The organism is Mycobacterium sp. PSTR-4-N, assembly GCF_022348085.1.
Taxonomy (GTDB): domain Bacteria; phylum Actinomycetota; class Actinomycetes; order Mycobacteriales; family Mycobacteriaceae; genus Mycobacterium.
This window is the reverse complement of record NZ_JAKRFN010000003.1, coordinates 252,440-274,171: the sequence shown is the minus strand read 5'-3', so window position 1 is coordinate 274,171 and position 21,732 is coordinate 252,440. Positions and strand designations below refer to the sequence as shown.

The window sequence follows — 21,732 nt, the reverse complement described above, 5'->3', positions numbered from 1 at the left end:
GCGCCAGTGCCCGACGCTTCCCACGACGCCTCCAGCGACGCCCACGTCGCCGACCGTGCACCGGATCGACCCGGTGACCCGGCCACCGCGCCGGATCCGGGCAGGGGGCGCCGGCTCGGGGTCGACGTCGGTTCGGTGCGTATCGGGGTCGCGGTGAGCGACCCGGACGCCACGCTGGCCACGCCGGTGGAGACCGTGCCCCGCGACCGGCGAGGCAACCGGCACCTCAAGCGACTCGCCGGGTTGGTCGAGGACTATCAGGCGGTCGAGGTCGTGGTCGGTCTGCCGCGCACACTCGCCGACCGGGCCGGGTCGTCGGCGCGAGACGCGGTCGAGGTCGCCGACCGGCTGGGCGAACGGATCGCCCCGGTGCCGATCCGCTTCGTCGATGAACGCTTCACCACCCTCACCGCGCAGCGGGCGCTGCGTGAAGCAGGGGTCCGGGCCCGCGGCCAGCGGGCTGTGATCGACCAAGCTGCAGCGGTGGGGATCCTGCAGAACTGGCTGGACCAGCGGCGGGTGGCGCTGTCCCCACACGGAGAGGCCAGGGATGGCTGACGACTGGCACGGGGACCGGGCCGAACCGCTGGCGGTCGGGCCGCCGCGGCAGCGGATGACCCGCCGGCAGCGCGCGCGGGAGAACCGGATGCGCCGCCGGCGGCGTGTGGCGGCGGTGACGGCGGTGTCGATCGTCGTGGTCGTCGCCATCGTCGCAGTGCTCCTCGGCTCTCGGATGTGGAACTCCCTGTTCGGCGGCGCCGACAACGACTACACCGGCAGCGGCGTCACCGACGTCGTCATCCAGATCCACGACGGCGACTCGACGACGGCGATCGGCAAGACGCTGCTCGACAACAAGGTCGTCGCCACCGTCAAGGCGTTCGTCGACGCCGCCGACGGCAACGACTCGATCGCCTCGATCCAGCCGGGCTTCTACAAGGTGCGCACCGAGATCCCCGCCTCCAACGCGGTGTCGCGACTGGCGGACCCGGCCAACCGGGTCGGCAAGCTGGTGATCCCGGAGGGCCGCCAGCTCGACGACGTGTCCGACGTCAAGACCAACGCGGTCACCGACGGCATCTTCACGCTGATCTCCAAGGCCAGCTGCGTCGACCTCGACGACAACCGGCGCTGTGTATCGGCCGCGGACCTGAAGGCCACCGCCGGCACGTCGCCCCCGGCGGCGCTGGGGGTGCCGCAGTGGGCCGTCGGGCCGGTGACGGCGATGGGCGCCGACCACCGCCGCCTGGAGGGGTTGATCGCTCCCGGCACGTGGAACATCGACCCCTCGGCCACCCCGCAGGAGATCCTGTCCACGCTCATCACCAGCAGCGCCGGGCAGTACGAGCAGAGTGGTCTGCTCACGACCGCGACCAGCCTGAACATGACCCCCTACCAGATCCTCACGGTCGCCTCCCTCGTGCAGCGCGAATCCACGCCGGCGGACTTCGCCAAGGTGGCGCGCGTCATCTACAACCGGCTCGCCGAGAACCGCACGCTGGAATTCGACTCCACGGTCAACTACGCGCTCGACCGCATCGAGGTGGCCACCACCGACGGCGACCGCGCTCAGGCCACGCCGTGGAACACCTACGTGCGGCCCGGGTTGCCGGCCACCCCGATCTGCTCGCCCGGCGGGCCCGCGCTGGCCGCGGCCGAACAGCCGGCGCCGGGGGACTGGCTGTACTTCGTCACGATCGACATGCAGGGCACCACGCTGTTCACCCGCGAGTACGAGCAGCACCTGGCGAACATCGAGCAGGCCCGCCGCAACGGCGTCCTCGACTCGGCCCGCTGACCGCGTGAGCTCCGCGCGTCGGGCGGCCGTGCTGGGCTCGCCGATCGCCCATTCGCGGTCCCCGCAGCTGCACCTGGCCGCCTATCGGGCGCTGGGTCTCGACGACTGGACGTATGACCGCATCGAGTGCACGGGGGAGCAGCTGCCGGGGGTGGTGGCAGCGTTCGGGCCGGAGTGGGTCGGGGTGTCGGTGACGATGCCCGGCAAGTTCGCCGCGCTTCAGGTGGCCGATGAGGCCACCGAGCGGGCCCGGTTGCTCGGGTCGGCCAACACACTGGTGCGGTCCGCGGCCGGGTGGTACGCGGACAACACCGACGTCGACGGCGTCGTCGGTGCGCTGGCCGACGCGCCGCCCGCCGACCGCGCGGCCGTGATCGGGTCCGGCGGTACCGCACCGGCCGCCGTCGCGGGCCTGGCCGCGCGCGGAGCGCGCCACGTCACTGTGGTCGCGCGCAGCGTCGACAAGGCGGCCGGAGTGCTCGAGGTGGCGCGACGCAGCGGCGTCGAGGCCGCATTCTGCGAGCTGCAGGGCGCCGCCCTGGCCGACGTGATTGCCGACGCGCAGGTGCTGGTGAACACGATCCCCGCCGACGCCGCGGCGCCCTACGCCCGCGTGCTGGCAGAGGCCCCCGTCTGCCTCGACGCGATCTACGAACCATGGCCGACCCCGCTGGCTGCGGCCGTCGAGGCGCGGGGCGGCCTCGTGATCAGCGGTCTGCAGATGCTGCTCAACCAGGCGTTCACGCAGGTGGAATTGTTCACCGGGCTGCCTGCCCCCAAAGAGGCGATGAGGGCGGTACTTCCCGGGGCTTAGCCTCGAGCGATGGGGGAGACGGCGTTCGTGGCGCTGGCGGGCTGGCTGATCACGTTGAGCACCTACGATCTGCGGTGCCACCGCCTGCCCAATTTGCTCACGCTGCCCGGTGCGGCGGTGATCCTGATCGCGGCCGCGCTGTCGGGGCGCGGCTCGGGTGCACTGTTCGGCGCCGTGGCGTTGACCGGCGTCTATGCGCTGGTGCACCTGGCGGCACCGGGGGCGCTGGGCGCTGGCGACGTGAAACTCGCACTCGGTGTGGGCGGCGTGACCGGCGCGTTCGGGATGCAGGCGTGGGTGCTGTGCGCCGTCGGCGCCTCGCTGCTGACCGGGCTGTGGGGTACGACGCGCCTGCTGCGTGGCGTGCGCACGCCGGTGCCGCACGGGCCGGCGATGTGCCTGGCGACGGCTCTCGCAGTCGTACTGGGCCTGGCCGAGCCTGCGCTGCGGTAGTCGCCGTTTTCCGGACCCCGGCCGCCTCATGCGAAACTGGGACACGTGTTGCGATGGACCACAGCAGGGGAATCCCACGGTCGTGCATTGGTGGCGATGGTCGAGGGGATGGTCGCCGGCGTCGAGGTGACCTCTGCCGACGTCGCCGCCGCGCTCGCGCGTCGCCGCCTCGGCTACGGCCGCGGAGCGCGGATGAAGTTCGAGCAGGACCAGGTGACGATCCTCGCGGGGCTGCGGCACGGAGTGACGCTCGGCGGACCCCTGGCGATCGAGATCGGCAACACCGAGTGGCCGAAGTGGGAAACCGTGATGGCGGCCGACCCGGTCGATCCGGCCGTGCTCGCCGACAGCGCCGCCCGCAACGCCCCGCTGACCCGGCCCCGCCCCGGCCACGCCGACTACGCCGGCATGCTCAAGTACGGCTTCGACGACGCCCGTCCCGTGCTCGAGCGGGCCAGTGCCCGAGAGACCGCGGCGCGGGTCGCCGCGGGCACCGTGGCCCGGGCGTTCCTGCGGCAGGCGCTCGGCGTCGAGGTCGTCTCCCACGTCATCTCCATCGGCGCGTCGGACCCCTACGACGGGCCACCGCCGCTGCCCGGCGACCTGGCCGCGATCGACGAGAGCCCGGTGCGCGCCTTCGACTCCGCTGCCGAGGCGTCGATGATCGCCGAGATCGAAGCCGCCAAGAAGGACGGCGACACGCTCGGCGGCGTGGTCGAGGTCGTGGCCCACAATCTCCCGATCGGACTGGGGTCCTTCACCAGCGGCGAGAACCGGCTGGACAGTCAGCTGGCCGCCGCGGTGATGGGCATCCAGGCGATCAAAGGTGTGGAGATCGGCGACGGGTTCGAGACCGCGCGCCGGCGCGGCAGTGTCGCCCACGACGAGATGTATCCCGGGCCCGACGGTGTGATGCGTTCGACCAATCGCGCCGGCGGGTTGGAGGGCGGTATGACCAACGGCCTGCCGGTCCGGGTGCGCGCGGCGATGAAGCCCATCTCGACGGTGCCCCGCGCGCTGGCGACCGTAGACATGGCGACGGGCCAGGAAGCGGTCGCGATCCATCAGCGCTCCGATGTGTGCGCGGTGCCTGCGGCAGGCGTTGTCGTCGAGACGATGGTGGCGCTGGTGCTCGCGCGGGCCGCTCTGGAGAAGTTCGGCGGCGACTCCCTGACCGAGACCCGCGCCAACATCGAGACCTACCTGCGCGCCGTGGCGGCGCGCGAGCCCGCCACCGACGGGGTCAGGGCGTCGGGCTGATGGCGCCCAAGGCAGTGCTCGTGGGGCTGCCCGGATCGGGCAAGTCCACGATCGGCCGGCGGCTGGCGAAGGCGCTCGAGGTGGAGATGCTCGACACCGACGCCGCGATCGAGAAGAGCACCGGCCGCACGATCGCCGACATCTTCGCCACCGACGGCGAAGCGGAATTCCGGCGCATCGAAGAGGAGGTGATCCGCGAGGCGCTGACGTCCCATGACGGCGTGGTGTCCCTCGGCGGCGGCGCGATCACCACGCCGGGTGTGCGTGAAGCGCTGGCCGGGCAGACGGTCATCTATCTGGAGATCAGCGCGTCCGAGGGGATCCGCCGCACCGGGGGCTCCACCGTACGCCCGCTGCTGGCCGGCCCGGATCGCGCTGAGAAGTTCAAAGCATTGATGTCGCAACGAGTTCCGCTGTACCGGCAGGTGGCGACCATGCGCGTCAACACGAACCGTCGCAACCCGGCGGCGGTGGTGCGCCACATCGTCGCTCGGCTGGAGAACCCGGCCGCTGCGCGCGGCGACCGGCGCCGTCGGCGGCCGTCGTGGCGGCGTGCCCCACTGTCTCTGACCGCAGCGCCCTCGACGGAGGCGCCGCCCAGTCCCGCCGCGGTGGCGGCCAGGAAAGGATCCCCGTGTCGACGCAAGGACATGCCGTGACAGAACCGGTGACCGTCGAGGTGCGCACCCGCCCGCCGTATCCCGTCATCATCGGTACCGGACTGCTCGGTGACCTCGGCCGCATCCTCGACGGCAGGCACAAGGTCGCGATCCTGCATCAGCCCACGCTCACCCAGACCGCCGAAGCGATCCGAGCTCACTTGGCCGACAAGGGAATCGACGCGCACCGCATCGAGATCCCGGACGCCGAGGCCGGCAAGGAGCTGCCGGTGGTCGGCTTCATCTGGGAGGTGCTGGGCCGCATCGGTGTCGGGCGCAAAGACGCGATCGTGAGCCTCGGGGGCGGTGCTGCCACCGACGTGGCCGGCTTCGCGGCAGCGACCTGGCTGCGCGGAATCGACATCGTGCACGTGCCCACCACGCTGCTCGGAATGGTCGACGCCGCCGTGGGTGGCAAGACCGGGATCAACACCGACGCCGGCAAGAACCTCGTCGGCGCGTTCCACCAGCCGACCGCCGTGCTGGTCGACCTGGCGACGCTGGACAGCTTGCCGCGCAACGAGATCGTGGCCGGCATGGCTGAGGTCGTGAAAGCCGGATTCATCGCCGATCCGGTGATCCTCGACATGATCGAGGCCGATCCGCAGCGGTCCGTGGACCCCGGTGGTGACGTGCTGCCCGAGCTGATCCGGCGGGCGGTCGCGGTCAAGGCCGAGGTGGTGGCCGCCGACGAGAAAGAGTCGGCGCTGCGGGAGATCCTGAACTACGGCCACACCTTGGCGCACGCGATCGAACGGCGGGAGCGCTACCAGTGGCGACACGGCGCCGCGGTGTCCGTCGGTCTGGTGTTCGCCGCCGAATTGGGCCGCCTCGCAGGACGATTGGACGATGCGACCGCCGAGCGGCACCGCGCTGTCCTCACCTCACTCGGGCTGCCCGTCACCTACGATGCGGATGCGCTGCCCGCGCTGATGGAGTCGATGGTCGGCGACAAGAAGACCCGCGCCGGGGTGCTGCGGTTCGTGGTCCTCGATGGGCTCGCCAAACCGGGCCGTCTGGAAGGGCCCGACCCGTCGCTGCTGGCGGCGGCCTACGCCGAGGTGGCGCGCGAGAGCAGTTAGTTCTCGCGCCGCGTCTTGTCGGTCTCGTCGTCCTCGGCCACCGCGACCGAGGAGTTCTGCCGCTCGGTCTCGGCGTTCTCGTAGTCCTGCACGTCCCGGTCGTCCCTGTCGTCGCGCACGGCGGCGAACACGTCGGTGTCTGCCCGGTCGTCGTCACCCTCGCGGCGACGCGGCGTGTTCGGCGTCTTGCGGTCGACCAGCCAGCGGCCCAGCCCGACGCCGACGATCGCGAACAGGAACACCAGCAGCGCGGTGAACGCCGCGAACGTGGTCACCTCGTTGATCAGACCCTCGACATAGAGGTTCTTGTAGAAGAGGCCGATGAACCAGGCGACCGCGCCGCTGACCACGCCGGCGAACAGTCCGGCCAGTAGCCACGTCATCGCCAGATCCGACCGACGGTCCGGGTCCGGGTTGGCTCGGGCGTCGGCGCGACCGTCGATGTAACCCCAGATGAAGACGACGACCGCGTACAGCGCGACCAGGACGGCACTGATCAGACCGGCCTTGGTTTCCCAGGTGTTGATCAACGCTCCCTGCAGCAATCGGACGATCACCATCAGGGCGGCGAACACCAGTCCGCGCAGCAGCCACTTGCTCATGAGGCCTCACCTTAGCGAGTAGCGTCGGCAGTCGTGACGATTTCTGCCCGCCGCGACCGGCTGCGCCAGCGTCTTGCCGACGCCGAGATCGACGCCATGCTCGTGACAGACCTGGTCAACGTTCGCTATCTGTCCGGTTTCACCGGATCCAACGCGGCGCTTCTGGTCCTGGTCGGAGACGACACGCCGGTGCTGGCCACCGATGGCCGCTATCGGACCCAGGCGGCTGCCCAGGCGCCGGACGCCGAGGTCGTCATCGAACGGGCCTGCGGGCCCCATCTGGCGGCGCGGGCGGCCGCAACCGGTGTGCGCACCCTGGGGTTCGAGAGCCACGTGGTGACCGTCGACGCGTTCGCTGCGTTGAGCGATGCGGCGGACGGGAAGGTCGAGTTCGTGCGAGCCGCAGGCATGATCGAGGCGCTGCGCGAGGTCAAGGACGCGGGTGAGTTCGCGCTGCTGCGCCGAGCATGCGACGCCGCTGACGCGGCACTGCAGGATCTGGTGCAGCGTGGCGGGCTGCGCGCCGGGCGTACCGAGAAGCAGGTGCGCAACGAGCTCGAGGCGCTGATGCTCGAACACGGTGCCGACGGCGCGTCGTTCGAGACGATCGTCGCGACCGGGGCCAACTCGGCCGTCCCGCACCACCGGCCCACCGAGGCGGTGCTCGCCGCCGGGGACTTCGTCAAGATCGACTTCGGTGCGCTCGTCGGCGGCTACCACTCGGACATGACCCGTACGTTCGTGCTCGCGCCGGCCGCGCAGTGGCAGCACGACATCTACGGACTCGTGGCGCGCTCGCAGCAGGCCGGGCGCGAAGCGCTGGCACCCGGCGTCGTGTTGCGCGACGTCGACGCCGCATCGCGGCAGGTCATCGCCGATGCCGGCTACGGCGAGAACTTCGGCCACGGCCTCGGGCACGGCGTCGGTCTGCAGATCCACGAAGCGCCCGGAATCAACTCCGCAGCCGCCGGTACACTGCTTGCTGGCTCCGCAGTGACCGTCGAGCCCGGTGTCTACCTGCCCGATCGCGGCGGCGTCCGCATCGAGGACACGCTGGCGGTCACCCCGGAGGGGCCCGAACTACTGACCAGGTTCGGCAAGGACCTGATGATCCTCTAGACGCTAGGAGTACACCCCACCGTGGCATCGACCGCCGACTTCAAGAATGGGCTCGTCCTGCAGATCGACGGCCAGCTGTGGCAGATCGTCGAGTTCCAGCACGTCAAACCCGGCAAGGGACCTGCCTTCGTGCGCACCAAGCTCAAGAACGTGGTGTCGGGCAAGGTCGTCGACAAGACCTACAACGCCGGGGTGAAGGTGGAAACCGCGACGGTCGACCGGCGTGACGCCACCTATCTGTACCGCGACGGCTCGGACTTCGTGTTCATGGACTCCGAGGACTACGAGCAGCACCCGCTGCCGGAGGCGCTGGTGGGCCGGTTGGCCGGGTTCCTGCTCGAGGGCATGCCCGTGCAGATCGCGTTCCATGACGGCACGGCGCTGTACCTGGAGCTGCCGGTGACGGTCGAGCTTCTCGTCAGCCACACCGAGCCGGGTCTGCAGGGCGACCGGTCGAGCGCCGGCACGAAGCCCGCGACGCTGGAGACCGGCGCCGAGATCCAGGTGCCGCTGTTCATCAACACCGGCGACAAGCTGAAGGTGGACTCGCGGGACGGAAGTTACCTGGGAAGGGTCAATGGCTGACCGCAGGGGAGACCGGGGCCGGCACCAGGCCCGTAAACGCGCGGTCGATCTGCTGTTCGAGGCGGAGGCCCGCGACATCACCCCGGCCGAGGTTGCCGAAGCGCGAAACACGTTGGCGCAGAAGCAGACCGACGATTGGTCCGATGAGGACGGTATCGCGCCGCTGAACCCGTACACGGTGACGGTGGCGCGGGGCGTCACCGAACACCGAGCGCACATCGACGATCTCATCTCGTCGCACCTGCAGGGTTGGACGCTGGACCGGCTGCCTGCCGTGGACCGCGCCATCCTGCGCGTTGCGGTGTGGGAGCTGCTGCACGCCGAGGACGTGCCCGAGCCGGTCGCCGTCGACGAGGCGGTCGAGCTGGCCAAGCGGCTGTCGACCGACGACTCGCCGGGCTTCGTCAACGGAGTACTCGGTCAGGTGATGCTCGTGACGCCGCAGATCCGCGCGGCCGCGGCGGCGGTGCGCGCGGGCAGCAACGGAGCCGACGGCACCGCCGGGTGAATTCTCGCGCCGGCCGCGATGAACTAAATGTGCGCAACCTGGCTTTGAGCTGAGCTGTCGGCGAACATCACAGGGGTGACGGTCTTCCCCGAAGCTCACTGTGTTCACCGGCCGCACTGGTCGCTGGCGCGTACCTGGCTTTTGGAGCCCGCGCGGCCGGGCTGTCAGCGCGCGCTGGCGTCGGAGGCTGATGTCGTGGTTCTCGACATCGAGGACGGTCTTCCCGATTCTGACAAGCCGGCCGGTCGGCGGGCGGTCGCCGAATGTCTCGACGGCGACGGGCAGGCATGGGTGCGGATCAGCAGTGCGGGCACCCCGAACTGGAACGCCGACCTGGATGCGGTGGCCGGTGTGCCGGGCCTGAGCGGGGTGATACTCGCCAAGGTCGAGTCCGCGCACGATGTGGTCTCGACGGCGCAGCGGTTGCCTGCCGGGACGCCTGTGGTCGCCCTGATCGAGTCCGCGCTCGGCATCGAATCGGCGCTGGAGATCGCGCGCTCGTGTGCCCGAATCGCGTTCGGGATCGGCGATTTCCGTCGCGATACCGGGATGTGCGCCGATCCGATGGTCCTGGCCTATCCGCGCGCCCGCCTGGTCATCGCGAGCCGGGCTGCGGGATTGCCCGCGCCGATCGACGGTCCGACACTGCGTGACAACGCCGGGGATCTCCCGCGCGACACCGAGATCGCCAAGGCAGCCGGGATGACGGGCCGGCTGTGCCTGGACGCCGGACACGCAGGCACGATCAACACGCTGCTGAGCCCGTCGCTGGACGAGATCGACGCTGCACGGGCGATACTCGCGCGCCTGGATGCACCGTCAAGTCATTACGACGGTAGCTCCGGACCCACCCGTGCCCGGGCCGAGGCGATCCTCGACCTGGCTGCCAAGCTCGGTGTGCTCAGCGATAGTCCGGCAGCGTTATCGAATCCGCGGTGGTGAACCATTTCTTCTCGGCGACCGATCGGAACGGCCACCGCTGGCACCACTTCATCACCGCCGCGGTGATCACGATGTCGGACTCCCGCATCGGCGCATAGCCCTCGACCCCGCGTGGTAGGTCCTGGCAGCGATCGACATAGGGGCGCATCGCCTGCTCGTAGCGCGCGAGTGCCGGGGCCAGGCGGGTGGCATCGAAGCGCTCGGCAGGGCCGAGCTCGCCGGCCAGCACGTAGGCGCCGACCAGCGCCAGGCTGGTGCCCATTCCCGACAGCGGGGAGGCGCAATAGCCGGCATCTCCGACCAACGTCACCCGCCCCGACGACCATGTCGGCATGTGGACCTGCGCGAAGGCGTCGAAGTAGAAGTCGTCGGCGTCTGCGGCAGCGGCGAGCAGCGCATCACAGTGCCATCCCGCCCCGGCGAATCGGTGGACCAGGATCTGCCGTTGCTCGTCGATGTCGTGGCGGTCGTAGTCCAGCGGTTCCGATTGGAAAGCCAGTCCTGCCTTGGCAATTGCCGGATCGTGCGATGGCCGCATCGATGCGTTGAGGCCGCCCGGCGCCTGGTAGAGCAGGAACCATCCGTCGAGCCCGACGGTGTCCGGGGCGGAGAACCACGCGTGGTAGCCGCCGAGGGGACGGACGTAGCGGTCCTCGGGGCCGAACCCGATGCGGCGTACGGCCGAGTGCGGCCCGTCGGCGCCGACGACGAGATCGACGGGCAGGCGGGTGCCGTTGGCCAGGGTTGCGGTGACACCGTCTTCGCTCTGCTCCAGACCGGTGACGGTGGAGCCGAACCGGTAGTCCACGTCCTCGCGCGTCGCCTCGTAGAGCACCGCGGCGAGGTCGCCGCGCAGGATCTCGAGCGACGACACGAGCCCGTTGCCGCCGAACGCCGTGACCGGCATCTCGGCCCGTCGGCTGCCATCACCCTTGACCCACGCCGCGCCGCTCTGGTGGAGCGCCCGCGCCCGCATCTGGTCGAGCAATCCCATCCGTTTCACGACCTCGCGGCCGGTGCCCCGCAGGTCGACGGTCTGGCCGCCGGGCCGGATGCTCGACGCGAGTTCGAGCACGATCACCCGGTAGCCCGCGCGATTCAGCCAGAAGGCCAGCGCCGGGCCGGCGATACCGGCACCATTGATCAGCACGGTCGGGCTCTGCATACCCGTAATGTACTGCGCGCCAGCGGCTGTCACGGTCAAGCTGAGCGTTTCAGTTCGGCGCTCAGTTCGACGATGTCGATGCTGAGTTCTCCTTCGATGACGCTGTAGCGGCGCCGTATCGGTGGTCCGGGCATGGGTGGTGCGGTGGAGTGGTAGGTCGCGCCGGTGGGGGTTCGGTAGGTGGCGGTGTGGCGGCCGTCGGTGTCGTGGGTGGTGACGGTCCAGTCGGGGGCTTCTTTGGCGTAGTTGCAGGCTTCGCAGGTACCCAATCCGTTGAGCGCGGAGGTGGGTCCGCTGTGGCGGGCGGGGACTGCGTGGTCGTGGTGGCGGATGGGGGCGTCGCAGTAGGGGGTGCGACACGTCTGGTCCCGTAGCCCGATGAACGCCGCCAACCCTGCCGGGAAGGTCCGGGCACGCGATTCCATCGCGACCAGCTGCCCCGATGTGGGGTGGCGGTAGAGCCGCCGCAGCGTGGCTTTCGCCGTCTCGTCGGTGACGGTGTCCGACACCAGGTCGCGTACCACCGCCGCCGGCACGGGCCCATAGCCCTCGACCCAGCCGGGGCTGTCGTCGTCACCGAAGAGGGTGGTGTCGGCCATGACCAGGTTCACCGCGATCGGCGCCGGCGTCTCGGCCGGGCGGGCGGTGACCCGCTGGTAGAGGGTGTCGGTCATGATCTGTCCGCGCGGGCGCCCGTCCCCGCACAGGTCAGCCTCACGCTTCAAGGCGGCATACACCCCGATGCCCTGCGAAAGGGGCATCAGCGCGGTCAGCTGCACCATGCCGTTGGGGGCGGGCCGCGTCGACACCCGCGCAGACGCCGCCGCGCGTTCCTTGCGCTCCACCACCGCGGCAGCATCCAGGCGCGCTGCGATCGCGGCGGCGGCGGCTTCGATGCGGGCATTGCCCAACCCCACCAGCGCTTGCTGGTCAGCGCACAGCTCGGCATCCAACGTGCGCCGGTCCTCGACCATCAGGCAGGCGGACTGCTTCACGATCAGGGTGGCCCGCCACTCGGTCAACACCCCGGATTCGAGGGCGGCCAGGGTGTGGGGCATCTCGTGCACCAAGGCTTGGGCGAAGCCCAGATGCCGACCGCCATGGGCCGGCGAATCAGACCGGGCCAGCGCGACTTCGGAGGCCAAGCCCCGGCCTTGCTTCGCCACGGGCATCCCGGCAGCAGCTTCGGCCATTCGGCGTTTCTCCGCCCACAGCGCGGTGGCGCGGGCCTGCACCGCGGCCGCCTGAGCTTTCACACGTTCGCAGCGTGCCACGACATCACGCAGCTCAGCCTCCGAGGCCGACTGGTCGATATCGAACACTTGTGCGAACATGCCACCTACTCTAGTGCGACCCACCGACAAGCCGATGAAGCCGGCGCTTGCTCGACGTGAAAGCATCGCGCGGTGGCCAATCTCGCAAAGAAGGGCACGAACCCCGATCCACACAAGGCGCAAAGCCCTCGTCCGCTGGGCTGCCGAGCGCGCGCTCCCGTTGTTCGAGAACGCTTGTCGAGGTGATGAGCGGCCGCGCGCGGCGATAGATACCTTGCGAGCCGGGATAGCCCCCGCACGCGCAACTGGCCAAGCAGCAGCAGTGGCCCACATGGCCGACCACGCCCGACACGCCGCGGCGTAGCGGCAACAGCCGTCGGTCAGTAACGCGGGCCGCGCCTACAGTTCGAACGCCTCGTATGTCCGTCGCACGAACTTCGGCTGCGCGCTGGCGAGCTTGGCCAGCGACGTGTTGCCCGCGACAGCGGCTGCCGCATCCGTCGACAGGCTCGGCATGTTCTGGATCAGGTAGATCAGGATGGCATCGGACGTGGGGTCGGCCTGCCACCACGTGCCGTACGCGCCGGGCCACGAGAACGTGCCCTCCCCGCCCGGCCCGAACAGCTGCCGCGACTTCGCAGGATCCGTCACCACCGACAGGTTCAGGCCGAATCCACGGCCGATCCAGAACGGCGCCCCGAGGAAGTCGTAGCGCTTCTGCTCGTCGGTCAGTCGGTCGGTGCGCATCGACCGCACCGACTCCTCCGACAGCACCCGCACCCCGTCCACCGTCCCACCGGCGAGCAGCATCCGGGCGAACGCCAGATAGTCGTCGACGGTCGACCACAGGCCCGCCCCGCCCATACAGAACGGTGGGTCCACGATCGGCGCCGGACCCATCACGTCGTGGCGCAGCTCGTTGTCCGGCGTCAGCTGGTACATCGTCGCCGCGCGCCGGCGACCCGTGGGTCCGACGTGAAAGGCAGTGTCCGACATGTCCAATGGCTCCAGGATGCGCTCGGCGAGCACCTGGCTCAGCGGTTTGCCCGTCAGGCGGGACAGCACGATCCCGAGAACATCGGTGGCGTGGCTGTAGGTCAGCCGATCGCCGGGTTGATGAACCAGCGGCAGCTCCGCCAGCTCGGTCAGCCAGCGATCCTGATCCTGGCGGGCGGGAAGTCTGCGGTAGGCGTCGGCCAGCGGCCCGCGGATCGAGAACATGTACGCCAACCCGCTGCGGTGGGTCATCAGATCCTCGATCGTGATCGGCCGCTGAGCCGGCACCGTGCGATCCAGCGGCCCGCCGGGGTCGGTGAGCACCCGCATGTCGGCCATCTCCGGCAGCCACGTCGCGACCCGATCGGACAGGGCCAGGGCCCCCTCCTCGATGAGCGTCATCGCCGCGGCCACGGTCACCGGCTTGGTCATCGATGCGATGCGGAAGAGGGTGTCGCGCTGCATCGGCAGCTTGGCGTCGACGTCGCGGTAGCCCAACTCGTTGACCTGCAGGATGTCGCCCGCCCGCCACACCAGCGTGACGGCTCCGGCGAGCAGTCCTGCGTCGATCGCCTCGACGATGGAGGTCTGATTGCGGTCGAGGTTCATCGCGCCAGAGTAGGTCAGCGGTGCCGGGGGCAGCGCACAGTGATAGCCTTGCCGCGATTTGACCGTCCTTTAACGACCGTCCCGTGAGGCGGAGAAGGAGGTCCGGGTTACCCGTGGCTGCCACCAGTGACCGGGAGTTGATGTCCGCGGCGGACGTGAGTCGAACGATCGCCCGCATCGCCCACCAGATCATCGAGAAGACCGCGTTGGACGCGCCCGACGCGCCGCAGGTCGTCCTTCTCGGAATCCCCACCCGCGGCGTGACACTCGCCACGCGGCTGGCCTCCAACATCGCCGAGTTCAGCGGAACAGACGTCGCACACGGTGCACTCGACACCACCCTCTACCGCGACGACCTGATGTCGAAGCCGCCCAGGGCACTGGCTCCGACGTCGATCCCGCAGGGCGGCATCGACGGCGCCCTGGTGATCCTGGTCGACGACGTGCTCTACACCGGCCGGTCCGTGCGGTCGGCGCTGGATGCGCTGCGCGACCTCGGCCGGCCCCGCGCCGTGCAGCTGGCCGTCCTGGTGGACCGCGGTCACCGCGAACTGCCGATCCGCGCCGACTATGTCGGCAAGAACGTGCCGACCTCGCGCAGCGAGAACGTCAAGGTGCGGCTCACCGAGAACGACGGCCACGACGGCGTTTCCATCGCACCGCAGGGAGGTCCGCAACGGTGAAACATCTTCTGACGGCGGCAGACCTGAGCCGCGACGACGCGACCGCGATCCTCGACGATGCCGACCGGTTCCGTGAGGCCCTGCTCGGCCGCGAGGTCAAGAAGCTGCCGACGCTGCGCGGCCGCACGATCATCACGATGTTCTACGAGAACTCCACCCGCACCCGGGTCTCGTTCGAGGTCGCGGGCAAGTGGATGAGCGCCGACGTGATCAACGTCAGCGCCTCGGGATCGTCGGTGGCCAAGGGGGAGTCGCTGCGCGACACCGCTCTGACGCTGCGCGCGGCCGGGGCCGACGCTCTGATCGTCCGCCATCCCGCCTCGGGCGCCGCCCAGCAGCTCGCCGCGTGGACCCTCGACGAGGCCGGCGGACCCAGCGTCATCAACGCCGGCGACGGCACCCATGAGCACCCCACCCAGGCGCTGCTCGACGCGCTGACCATCCGGCAGCGGCTCGGCTCCGTCGACGGCAAGCGCGTCGTGATCGTCGGCGACGTCCTGCACAGCCGGGTCGCCCGATCGAATGTCGCGCTGCTGCACACACTCGGCGCAGAGGTGGTACTCATTGCTCCGCCGACCCTGCTGCCCGTCGGGGTCGACGGGTGGCCCGTCACCGTCTCCCATGAGCTCGACGCCGAACTGCCGCTCGCCGATGCCGTGCTGATGCTGCGCGTGCAGGCCGAGCGGATGAACGGCGGCTTCTTCCCGTCGTCGCGGGAGTATTCGGTGCGCTACGGCCTGTCGGAGAAGCGGCAGGCGCAGCTGGCCGAGCACGCCGTCGTCCTGCACCCCGGTCCCATGCTGCGCGGTATGGAAATCGCGCACTCGGTCGCTGATTCGTCGCAATCGGCTGTGCTGCAACAGGTTTCCAACGGCGTGCATGTGCGCATGGCGGTGCTGTTCCATCTGCTCGTCGGTACCGAAGTGGAGGCGATCAGCGCATGACGGTTCTCAAAGGTGTGCTGCTGTACGGCGAGGGTGACCCGGTCGACGTGCGCGTCGACGACGGCCAGATCGCCGAGATCGGTACGGGTCTCACCGGTGACGACACCATCGACGCGCCGGGTCAGATCCTCCTGCCCGGCTTCGTCGACCTGCACACGCATTTGCGCGAACCAGGCCGCGAGTACGCCGAGGACATCGAGACCGGTTCGGCGGCAGCGGCACTGGGCGGGTACACCGCGGTGTTCGCGATGGCCAACACCGACCCGGTCGCCGACTCCGCAGTCGTCACCGACCACGTGTGGCACCGCGGGCAGCAGGTCGGGCTGGTCGACGTGCATCCCGTCGGCGCGGTCACCGTCGGGCTGAAGGGCAAGCAGCTCACCGAGATGGGGCTGATGGCCGCAGGTGTGGGCAAGGTCCGGATGTTCTCCGACGACGGGGTGTGCGTCGACGATCCGCTGGTGATGCGCCGCGCGCTCGAATACGCCTCGGGGCTCGGCGTGTTGATCGCCCAACACGCCGAGGAGCCGCGGTTGACGGTCGGTGCGGTGGCGCATGAAGGACCCACCGCGGCGCTGCTCGGCCTGGCCGGCTGGCCCCGCGCCGCCGAGGAATCCATCGTGGCCCGCGACGCCCTGCTCGCCCGCGACGCCGGCGCCCGGGTGCACATCTGCCACGCCTCGACGGCGGGCACCGTGGAGCTGATCCGGTGGGCCAAGGAGCAGGGCATCGCGATCACCGCGGAGGTGACTCCGCACCACCTGCTGCTCGACGACAGCCGGCTGTCCTCCTACGACGGCCGCAACCGGGTCAACCCGCCGCTGCGCGAGGCCGCCGACGCCGTCGCACTGCGTCAGGCGCTAGCCGACGGCGTGATCGACTGTGTGGCAACCGATCACGCCCCGCACGCCGAACACGAGAAGATGTGCGAGTTCGCCCACGCGCGGCCGGGCATGCTCGGACTGCAGACCGCGCTGTCGGTGGTCGTCGACACGATGGTGCGGCCCGGCCTGCTGACCTGGCGCGACGTCGCCCGAGTGATGAGCGAGGCGCCCGCTCGCATCGTCGGCCTGCCCGACCAGGGCCGCCCGCTCGAGGTGGGCGAGCCCGCGAACCTGACCATCGTCGACCCCGATGCGCGCTGGACGGTCACCGGTGCCGCTCTGGCCAGCCGCTCCGACAACACCCCGTACGAGGCGATGGAACTGCCCGCCGTCGTGACGGCGACGCTGCTGCGCGGCACCGTCACCGCCCGTGACGGGAAGGCGGGCGCATGAACACCGCGACGCTGGTGGCCTCGCTGATCATGGCCGCGATCCTGGCGCTGCTGATCGCGGTGCTGATCGGCGTGATGCTGCGCGGCTGGCGGCGCCGCGCCGAACGGCAGGCGCAACTGCTCGGCACGCTGCCGCAGCTCCCCGACACCGTCGGAGCGGCGATCGTCTCACCCACCAAGGGCCTCTACGTCGGGTCCACCCTGGTGCCGAACTGGAACGACCGGGTCGCCGCGGCGGACTTGGGCTTTCGCGCCAAGGCCGTGCTGACCCGGTATCCCGAGGGAATCATGATGCAGCGCACGGGCGCCGGCCCGATCTGGATTCCGGACGAGATGATCACCGACATCCGCGCCGAGAAGAGTCTCGCCGGCAAAGCTCTCACCCACGACGGCATCCTGGCGATCCGGTGGCGGCTGCCCACCGGGGTCGAGATCGACACCGGCTTCCGCGCCGACAACCGGCGCGACTATTCGAAATGGCTCCCCGAGGAGGTGGCATGACGGCGAACGTGGCCGTGCTCGTGCTCGAAGATGGCCGGGTTTTCACCGGCACACCGTTCGGTGCGGAGGGTGAGACGCTCGGCGAGGCCGTGTTCTCCACCGGCATGTCGGGATATCAGGAAACCCTGACCGACCCCAGCTACCACCGCCAGATCGTGGTCGCCACGGCGCCGCAGATCGGCAACACCGGCTGGAACGACGAGGACGGCGAGAGCCGCGGCGACAAGATCTGGGTCGCGGGTTACGCGGTCAGGGATCCCTCGCCGCGGGCCTCGAACTGGCGGGCCACCGGCACCCTCGACGACGAACTGCGCCGCCAGGGAATCGTGGGCATCGCCGGCATCGACACCCGCGCGGTGGTGCGACATCTGCGCAGCCGCGGGTCGATGAAGGCCGGGGTGTTCTCCGGCGACGCGCTGGCGGACACCGAGGAACTGTTGGCCCGGGTGCGCGGCCAGGCCGCGATGCTCGGCGCCGATCTGGCCGGCGAGGTCAGTACCGACGACCGCTACGTCGTGGAACCTGCCGGCGCGCAACGGTTCACGGTGGTGGCGCTGGATCTGGGTATCAAGACCAACACCCCCCGCAACTTCTCCGAGCGTGGCATCCGCACCCACGTGCTGCCGTCGTCGGCCGGTTTCGCCGAGATCGCCGATCTGCGCCCCGACGGGGTGTTCCTGTCCAACGGACCGGGCGACCCCGCCACTGCTGACCACCTGGTCGAAGTCACCAAACAGGTGATCGACGCCGGCACACCGCTGTTCGGGATCTGCTTCGGCAACCAGATCCTCGGCCGGGCGCTGGGCCGGGGGACCTACAAGATGACGTTCGGGCACCGCGGCATCAACATCCCGGTGATGGACCACGCCACCGGCCGCGTGTCGATCACCGCGCAGAACCACGGTTTCGCCCTCGAGGGGGAGGCCGGTGAAGAGTTCGACACGCCGTTCGGCGCCGCGGTGGTCACCCACACCTGCGCCAACGACGGGGTGGTCGAAGGCGTGGCGCTGACCAACGGGCGGGCCTTCTCCGTGCAGTACCACCCGGAGGCCGCCGCGGGCCCCCGCGATGCGAACTACCTGTTCGACCAGTTCATCGACCTGATGGCGGGAGAGAAATAGATGCCGCGCCGTACCGACCTCAACCACATCCTGGTCATCGGGTCCGGGCCGATCCTGATCGGTCAGGCCGCCGAGTTCGACTATTCGGGCACTCAGGCCTGCCGCGTGCTGCGCGCCGAGGGGCTGCAGGTCACCCTGATCAACTCCAACCCGGCGACGATCATGACCGACCCCGAGTACGCCGACAACACCTATGTCGAGCCCATCACCCCCGCGTTCGTCGAGAAGGTCATCGCCCAGCAGGCCGAGCGCGGCAACAAGATCGACGCCGTGCTGGCCACCCTCGGCGGTCAGACCGCGCTGAACACCGCGGTCTCGCTGTACGAGAGCGGCGCGCTGGAGCGCTACGACGTCGAGATGATCGGTGCCGACTTCGACGCCATCCAGCGCGGTGAGGACCGGCAGAAGTTCAAGGACATCGTGGCCAAGGTGGGCGGTGAATCCGCCCGCAGCCGAGTCTGTTTCACGATGGACGAGGTGCGCGAGACCGTCGCCGACCTCGGGCTGCCCGTGGTGGTGCGGCCCAGCTTCACGATGGGCGGGCTGGGCTCGGGGATGGCGTACTCGGCCGAGGACGTCGAGCGGATGGCGGGCGACGGCCTGGCGGCGTCCCCGTCGGCGAACGTGCTGATCGAGGAATCGATCTACGGCTGGAAGGAATACGAGCTCGAGCTGATGCGCGATCACCACGACAACGTGGTGGTGGTGTGCTCGATCGAGAACTTCGACCCGATGGGCGTGCACACCGGCGACTCGGTGACCGTCGCGCCGGCGATGACGCTGACAGACCGCGAATACCAGACCATGCGCACCCTGGGCATCGAGATCCTGCGCGAGGTCGGCGTCGACACCGGCGGGTGCAACATCCAGTTCGCGGTCAACCCGAAAGACGGCCGCCTGATCGTCATCGAGATGAACCCGCGCGTATCCCGCTCGAGTGCGCTCGCGTCGAAGGCCACCGGCTTCCCGATCGCCAAGATCGCTGCGAAGCTGGCCATCGGCTACACGCTCGACGAGATCGTCAACGACATCACCAAGGAAACGCCGGCCTGCTTCGAGCCGACCTTGGACTACGTCGTGGTCAAAGCTCCCCGCTTCGCGTTCGAGAAGTTCCCCGGCGCCGACGCCACGCTGACCACCACGATGAAGTCGGTGGGTGAGGCGATGTCGTTGGGCCGCAACTTCGTCGAGGCCCTCGGCAAGGTCATGCGATCGCTGGAAACCACCAGGCTCGGATTCTGGACCGGCCCTGACGACGACGCCGACGTGGACGAGGTGCTCGAGCGCCTCCGGACCCCGACCGACGGGCGGCTCTACGACATCGAATACGCGCTGCGACTGGGCGCCGACGTCGAACAGGTCGCCGAGGCCTCCGGCGTCGACCCCTGGTTCGTCGACCAGATCAGCGGTCTGGTCGAGCTGCGCGCCGAGATCATCGATGCGCCGGTGCTCGGCGAGGAGCTGCTGCGGCGCAGCAAGCACAACGGGCTCTCGGATCGCCAGATCGCCGCGTTGCGACCGGAATTGGCCGGCGAGGTGGGCGTGCGCGCGCTGCGGCGGCGCCTCGGCATCCATCCGGTGTACAAGACCGTCGACACCTGCGCCGCGGAGTTCGAGGCCAAGACGCCCTATCACTACAGCAGCTACGAGCTCGACCCCGCCGCCGAGACAGAGGTCGCGCCGCAGGCCGAGAAGCCCAAGGTGCTGATCCTCGGCTCCGGGCCCAACCGCATCGGCCAGGGCATCGAGTTCGACTACAGCTGCGTACACGCCGCGACCACGCTGAGCCAGGCCGGCTTCGAGACCGTCATGGTGAACTGCAACCCGGAGACGGTCTCGACCGACTACGACACCGCCGACCGGCTTTACTTCGAGCCGCTGACGTTCGAAGACGTGCTCGAGGTCTACTTCGCCGAGCAGTACTCCGGGCGCGGCGGCCCCGGCGTGGTCGGGGTCATCGTGCAGCTCGGCGGCCAGACCCCGCTGGGGCTCGCGGAGCGTTTGGAGAAGGCGGGGGTGCCGATCGTCGGCACGCTGCCCGAGGCGATCGACCTGGCCGAGGATCGCGGCCGCTTCGGCGAGGTCCTCACCAACGCCGGACTGCCCGCACCGCGCTTCGGCATGGCGACCAGCTTCGAGCAGGCCCGCCGCATCGCCGCCGAGATCGGCTACCCCGTGCTGGTGCGGCCGTCCTACGTGCTCGGCGGGCGCGGCATGGAGATCGTCTACGACGAGGACACGCTCGAGGGCTACATCACCCGCGCCACGCAACTCTCACCCGAGCATCCCGTGCTGGTGGACCGCTTCCTCGAAGACGCCATCGAGATCGACGTCGACGCGCTGTGCGACGGCACCGAGGTCTACATCGGCGGCATCATGGAGCACATCGAGGAAGCCGGCATCCACTCCGGCGACTCCGCCTGTGCTTTGCCGCCGGTGACGTTGGGCCGCAGCGACATCGAGGCCGTGCGCCGCGCCACCGAGGCGATCGCCTTCGGCGTCGGCGTGGTCGGTTTGCTCAACGTGCAGTACGCCCTCAAGGACGATGTGCTCTACGTTCTCGAGGCCAACCCGCGCGCCAGCCGCACCGTTCCGTTCGTCTCTAAGGCCACGGCGGTGCCGCTGGCCAAGGCGTGCGCACGGATCATGCTGGGCGCCACGATCGCCGGGCTGCGCGACGAGGGTCTGCTGGTCGCCGAGGGCGACGGTGCGACAGTGCCGCGCAACGCCCCGGTGGCGGTCAAGGAAGCGGTCCTGCCGTTCCACCGTTTCCGCAAGCACGACGGCAGCCAGATCGATTCGCTGCTCGGGCCGGAGATGAAGTCCACCGGCGAGGTGATGGGCATCGCCCACGATTTCGGGAGCTCGTTCGCCAAGAGCCAGACCGCCGCCTACGGCTCGCTGCCCGCCCAGGGCACCGTGTTCGTGTCGGTGGCCAACCGCGACAAGCGGTCCCTGGTGTTCCCGGTGAAACGTCTCGCCGATCTCGGCTTCCACATCCTGGCCACCGAGGGCACCGCGGAGATGTTGCGCCGCAACGGCATTCCGTGCGATGAGGTGCGCAAGCACTTCGAGGAACCCAGCCCGGACCGGCCCGCGGTGTCGGCCGTCGACGCGATCAAGGCCGGTGACGTGCAGATGGTGATCAACACCCCCTACGGCAACTCCGGCCCCCGCATCGACGGCTACGAGATCCGCTCGGCGGCGGTGGCGATGAACATCCCGTGCGTCACAACGGTGCAGGGCGCATCGGCGGCCGTGCAGGGCATCGAGGCGAGCATCCGCGGAGACATCGGTGTGATGTCGCTGCAGGAGCTGCACAGCGCGCTGGGGTCCTGACC

Annotated in this window: 20 protein-coding genes and 1 pseudogene; 17 read left to right on the top strand and 4 right to left on the bottom strand. The window is 69.7% G+C overall.

Annotated features, from left to right (window positions below; genetic code table 11):
- Positions 1–6 precede the first annotated feature (6 nt).
- From ruvX to aroB, 7 genes and pseudogenes are all read left to right on the top strand, one after another.
- Positions 7–558 (top strand): Holliday junction resolvase RuvX, encoded by a 552-nt coding sequence (gene ruvX / locus MHN84_RS06425; RefSeq protein WP_241203782.1) that lies wholly within the window; start codon positions 7–9, stop codon positions 556–558.
- Positions 551–1,798 carry an endolytic transglycosylase MltG gene (gene mltG / locus MHN84_RS06420; protein ID WP_241203781.1) on the top strand — a complete coding sequence of 416 codons (1,248 nt, stop codon included), beginning with the start codon at positions 551–553 and terminating at the stop codon, positions 1,796–1,798. Before ruvX ends, mltG begins: the two co-directional genes overlap by 8 nt.
- Positions 1,799–1,802: 4 nt before the next feature.
- On the top strand, positions 1,803–2,612 hold the full coding sequence (locus tag MHN84_RS06415; protein WP_241203780.1) for a shikimate dehydrogenase: 810 nt from the start codon (positions 1,803–1,805) through the stop codon (positions 2,610–2,612).
- Positions 2,613–2,621: 9 nt separating this feature from the next.
- Positions 2,622–3,065 carry an A24 family peptidase gene (locus MHN84_RS06410; protein WP_241203779.1) on the top strand — a complete coding sequence of 148 codons (444 nt, stop codon included), beginning with the start codon at positions 2,622–2,624 and terminating at the stop codon, positions 3,063–3,065.
- Positions 3,066–3,110: 45 nt separating this feature from the next.
- The gene (gene aroC / locus MHN84_RS06405; protein ID WP_241203778.1) at positions 3,111–4,325 is read left to right on the top strand and encodes a chorismate synthase; all 1,215 of its coding nucleotides are present in this window, start codon (positions 3,111–3,113) and stop codon (positions 4,323–4,325) included.
- A pseudogene (locus tag MHN84_RS06400) lies at positions 4,325–4,834 on the top strand (shikimate kinase); the annotation flags it as partial. The gene aroC and the pseudogene MHN84_RS06400, both read left to right, overlap by 1 nt.
- A 146-nt stretch (positions 4,835–4,980) precedes the next feature.
- Positions 4,981–6,066: a 3-dehydroquinate synthase gene (aroB, locus tag MHN84_RS06395; protein ID WP_241203777.1), complete on the top strand. Its 1,086-nt coding sequence runs from the start codon at positions 4,981–4,983 to the stop codon at positions 6,064–6,066.
- On the opposite strand, the gene MHN84_RS06390 is transcribed toward aroB, so the two are convergent.
- Complete coding sequence (locus MHN84_RS06390; RefSeq protein WP_241203776.1) at positions 6,063–6,668, bottom strand: B-4DMT family transporter; 606 nt, start codon at positions 6,666–6,668, stop codon at positions 6,063–6,065. The genes aroB and MHN84_RS06390 overlap by 4 nt on opposite strands.
- A gap of 33 nt (positions 6,669–6,701) precedes the next feature.
- Here MHN84_RS06390 and MHN84_RS06385 point away from each other — a divergent pair, with 33 nt between their 5' ends.
- The 4 genes from MHN84_RS06385 to MHN84_RS06370 all read left to right on the top strand — a co-directional run bounded on the left by MHN84_RS06385 (position 6,702) and on the right by MHN84_RS06370 (position 9,822).
- Entirely contained in the window at positions 6,702–7,787 is a 1,086-nt protein-coding gene (locus tag MHN84_RS06385) for a Xaa-Pro peptidase family protein (RefSeq protein ID WP_241203775.1), read from the top strand.
- Between the two features lie 21 nt (positions 7,788–7,808).
- The gene (gene efp / locus MHN84_RS06380; RefSeq protein ID WP_043408450.1) at positions 7,809–8,372 is read left to right on the top strand and encodes an elongation factor P; all 564 of its coding nucleotides are present in this window, start codon (positions 7,809–7,811) and stop codon (positions 8,370–8,372) included.
- Positions 8,365–8,880 (top strand): transcription antitermination factor NusB, encoded by a 516-nt coding sequence (gene nusB / locus MHN84_RS06375; protein ID WP_241203774.1) that lies wholly within the window; start codon positions 8,365–8,367, stop codon positions 8,878–8,880. Before efp ends, nusB begins: the two co-directional genes overlap by 8 nt.
- A gap of 75 nt (positions 8,881–8,955) precedes the next feature.
- A complete protein-coding gene (locus MHN84_RS06370; protein WP_241203773.1) occupies positions 8,956–9,822 on the top strand; it encodes a CoA ester lyase in 867 nt (288 codons plus the stop codon).
- On the opposite strand, the gene MHN84_RS06365 is transcribed toward MHN84_RS06370, so the two are convergent.
- From MHN84_RS06365 to MHN84_RS06355, 3 genes are all read right to left on the bottom strand, one after another.
- Entirely contained in the window at positions 9,782–10,987 is a 1,206-nt protein-coding gene (locus tag MHN84_RS06365) for an FAD-dependent monooxygenase (protein WP_241203772.1), read from the bottom strand. The two genes, MHN84_RS06370 and MHN84_RS06365, sit on opposite strands and share 41 nt — an antisense overlap.
- 35 nt (positions 10,988–11,022) lie before the next feature.
- Entirely contained in the window at positions 11,023–12,321 is a 1,299-nt protein-coding gene (locus MHN84_RS06360; RefSeq protein ID WP_241203771.1) for an HNH endonuclease, read from the bottom strand.
- Between the two features lie 339 nt (positions 12,322–12,660).
- Positions 12,661–13,866: a beta-lactamase family protein gene (locus MHN84_RS06355; RefSeq protein WP_241203770.1), complete on the bottom strand. Its 1,206-nt coding sequence runs from the start codon at positions 13,864–13,866 to the stop codon at positions 12,661–12,663.
- Between the two features lie 113 nt (positions 13,867–13,979).
- On the opposite strand from MHN84_RS06355, the gene pyrR reads away from it, so the two are divergent.
- Genes pyrR through carB form a run of 6 tightly spaced genes read left to right on the top strand, consistent with a single transcriptional unit; the run spans position 13,980 to position 21,730 of the window.
- Positions 13,980–14,549 carry a bifunctional pyr operon transcriptional regulator/uracil phosphoribosyltransferase PyrR gene (gene pyrR / locus MHN84_RS06350; RefSeq protein ID WP_308192916.1) on the top strand — a complete coding sequence of 190 codons (570 nt, stop codon included), beginning with the start codon at positions 13,980–13,982 and terminating at the stop codon, positions 14,547–14,549.
- Positions 14,546–15,493 carry an aspartate carbamoyltransferase catalytic subunit gene (locus MHN84_RS06345; protein WP_241203769.1) on the top strand — a complete coding sequence of 316 codons (948 nt, stop codon included), beginning with the start codon at positions 14,546–14,548 and terminating at the stop codon, positions 15,491–15,493. Before pyrR ends, MHN84_RS06345 begins: the two co-directional genes overlap by 4 nt.
- Positions 15,490–16,770 (top strand): dihydroorotase, encoded by a 1,281-nt coding sequence (locus MHN84_RS06340; RefSeq protein ID WP_241203768.1) that lies wholly within the window; start codon positions 15,490–15,492, stop codon positions 16,768–16,770. The genes MHN84_RS06345 and MHN84_RS06340 overlap by 4 nt, the downstream gene beginning before the upstream one ends.
- Positions 16,767–17,270, top strand: coding sequence for a transporter (locus MHN84_RS06335; protein ID WP_241203767.1), 504 nt, complete (start codon positions 16,767–16,769; stop codon positions 17,268–17,270). Before MHN84_RS06340 ends, MHN84_RS06335 begins: the two co-directional genes overlap by 4 nt.
- Positions 17,267–18,391 (top strand): glutamine-hydrolyzing carbamoyl-phosphate synthase small subunit, encoded by a 1,125-nt coding sequence (carA, locus tag MHN84_RS06330; RefSeq protein ID WP_241203766.1) that lies wholly within the window; start codon positions 17,267–17,269, stop codon positions 18,389–18,391. Before MHN84_RS06335 ends, carA begins: the two co-directional genes overlap by 4 nt.
- A complete protein-coding gene (carB, locus tag MHN84_RS06325) occupies positions 18,392–21,730 on the top strand; it encodes a carbamoyl-phosphate synthase large subunit (RefSeq protein WP_241203765.1) in 3,339 nt (1,112 codons plus the stop codon).
- Positions 21,731–21,732 lie beyond the last annotated feature (2 nt).

What these genes read in the sequence shown, in the direction of transcription:
- mltG (WP_241203781.1), top strand. Translation starts at nt 551, where the DNA reads ATGGCTGACGACTGGCACGGGGACCGGGCCGAACCGCTGGCGGTCGGG.
- MHN84_RS06410 (WP_241203779.1), top strand. Translation starts at nt 2,622, where the DNA reads ATGGGGGAGACGGCGTTCGTGGCGCTGGCGGGCTGGCTGATCACGTTG.
- MHN84_RS06390 (WP_241203776.1), bottom strand. Translation starts at nt 6,668, where the DNA reads ATGAGCAAGTGGCTGCTGCGCGGACTGGTGTTCGCCGCCCTGATGGTG.
- nusB (WP_241203774.1), top strand. Translation starts at nt 8,365, where the DNA reads ATGGCTGACCGCAGGGGAGACCGGGGCCGGCACCAGGCCCGTAAACGC.
- MHN84_RS06365 (WP_241203772.1), bottom strand. Translation starts at nt 10,987, where the DNA reads ATGCAGAGCCCGACCGTGCTGATCAATGGTGCCGGTATCGCCGGCCCG.
- MHN84_RS06360 (WP_241203771.1), bottom strand. Translation starts at nt 12,321, where the DNA reads ATGTTCGCACAAGTGTTCGATATCGACCAGTCGGCCTCGGAGGCTGAG.
- MHN84_RS06355 (WP_241203770.1), bottom strand. Translation starts at nt 13,866, where the DNA reads ATGAACCTCGACCGCAATCAGACCTCCATCGTCGAGGCGATCGACGCA.
- MHN84_RS06340 (WP_241203768.1), top strand. Translation starts at nt 15,490, where the DNA reads ATGACGGTTCTCAAAGGTGTGCTGCTGTACGGCGAGGGTGACCCGGTC.
- MHN84_RS06335 (WP_241203767.1), top strand. Translation starts at nt 16,767, where the DNA reads ATGAACACCGCGACGCTGGTGGCCTCGCTGATCATGGCCGCGATCCTG.
- carA (WP_241203766.1), top strand. Translation starts at nt 17,267, where the DNA reads ATGACGGCGAACGTGGCCGTGCTCGTGCTCGAAGATGGCCGGGTTTTC.
- carB (WP_241203765.1), top strand. Translation starts at nt 18,392, where the DNA reads ATGCCGCGCCGTACCGACCTCAACCACATCCTGGTCATCGGGTCCGGG.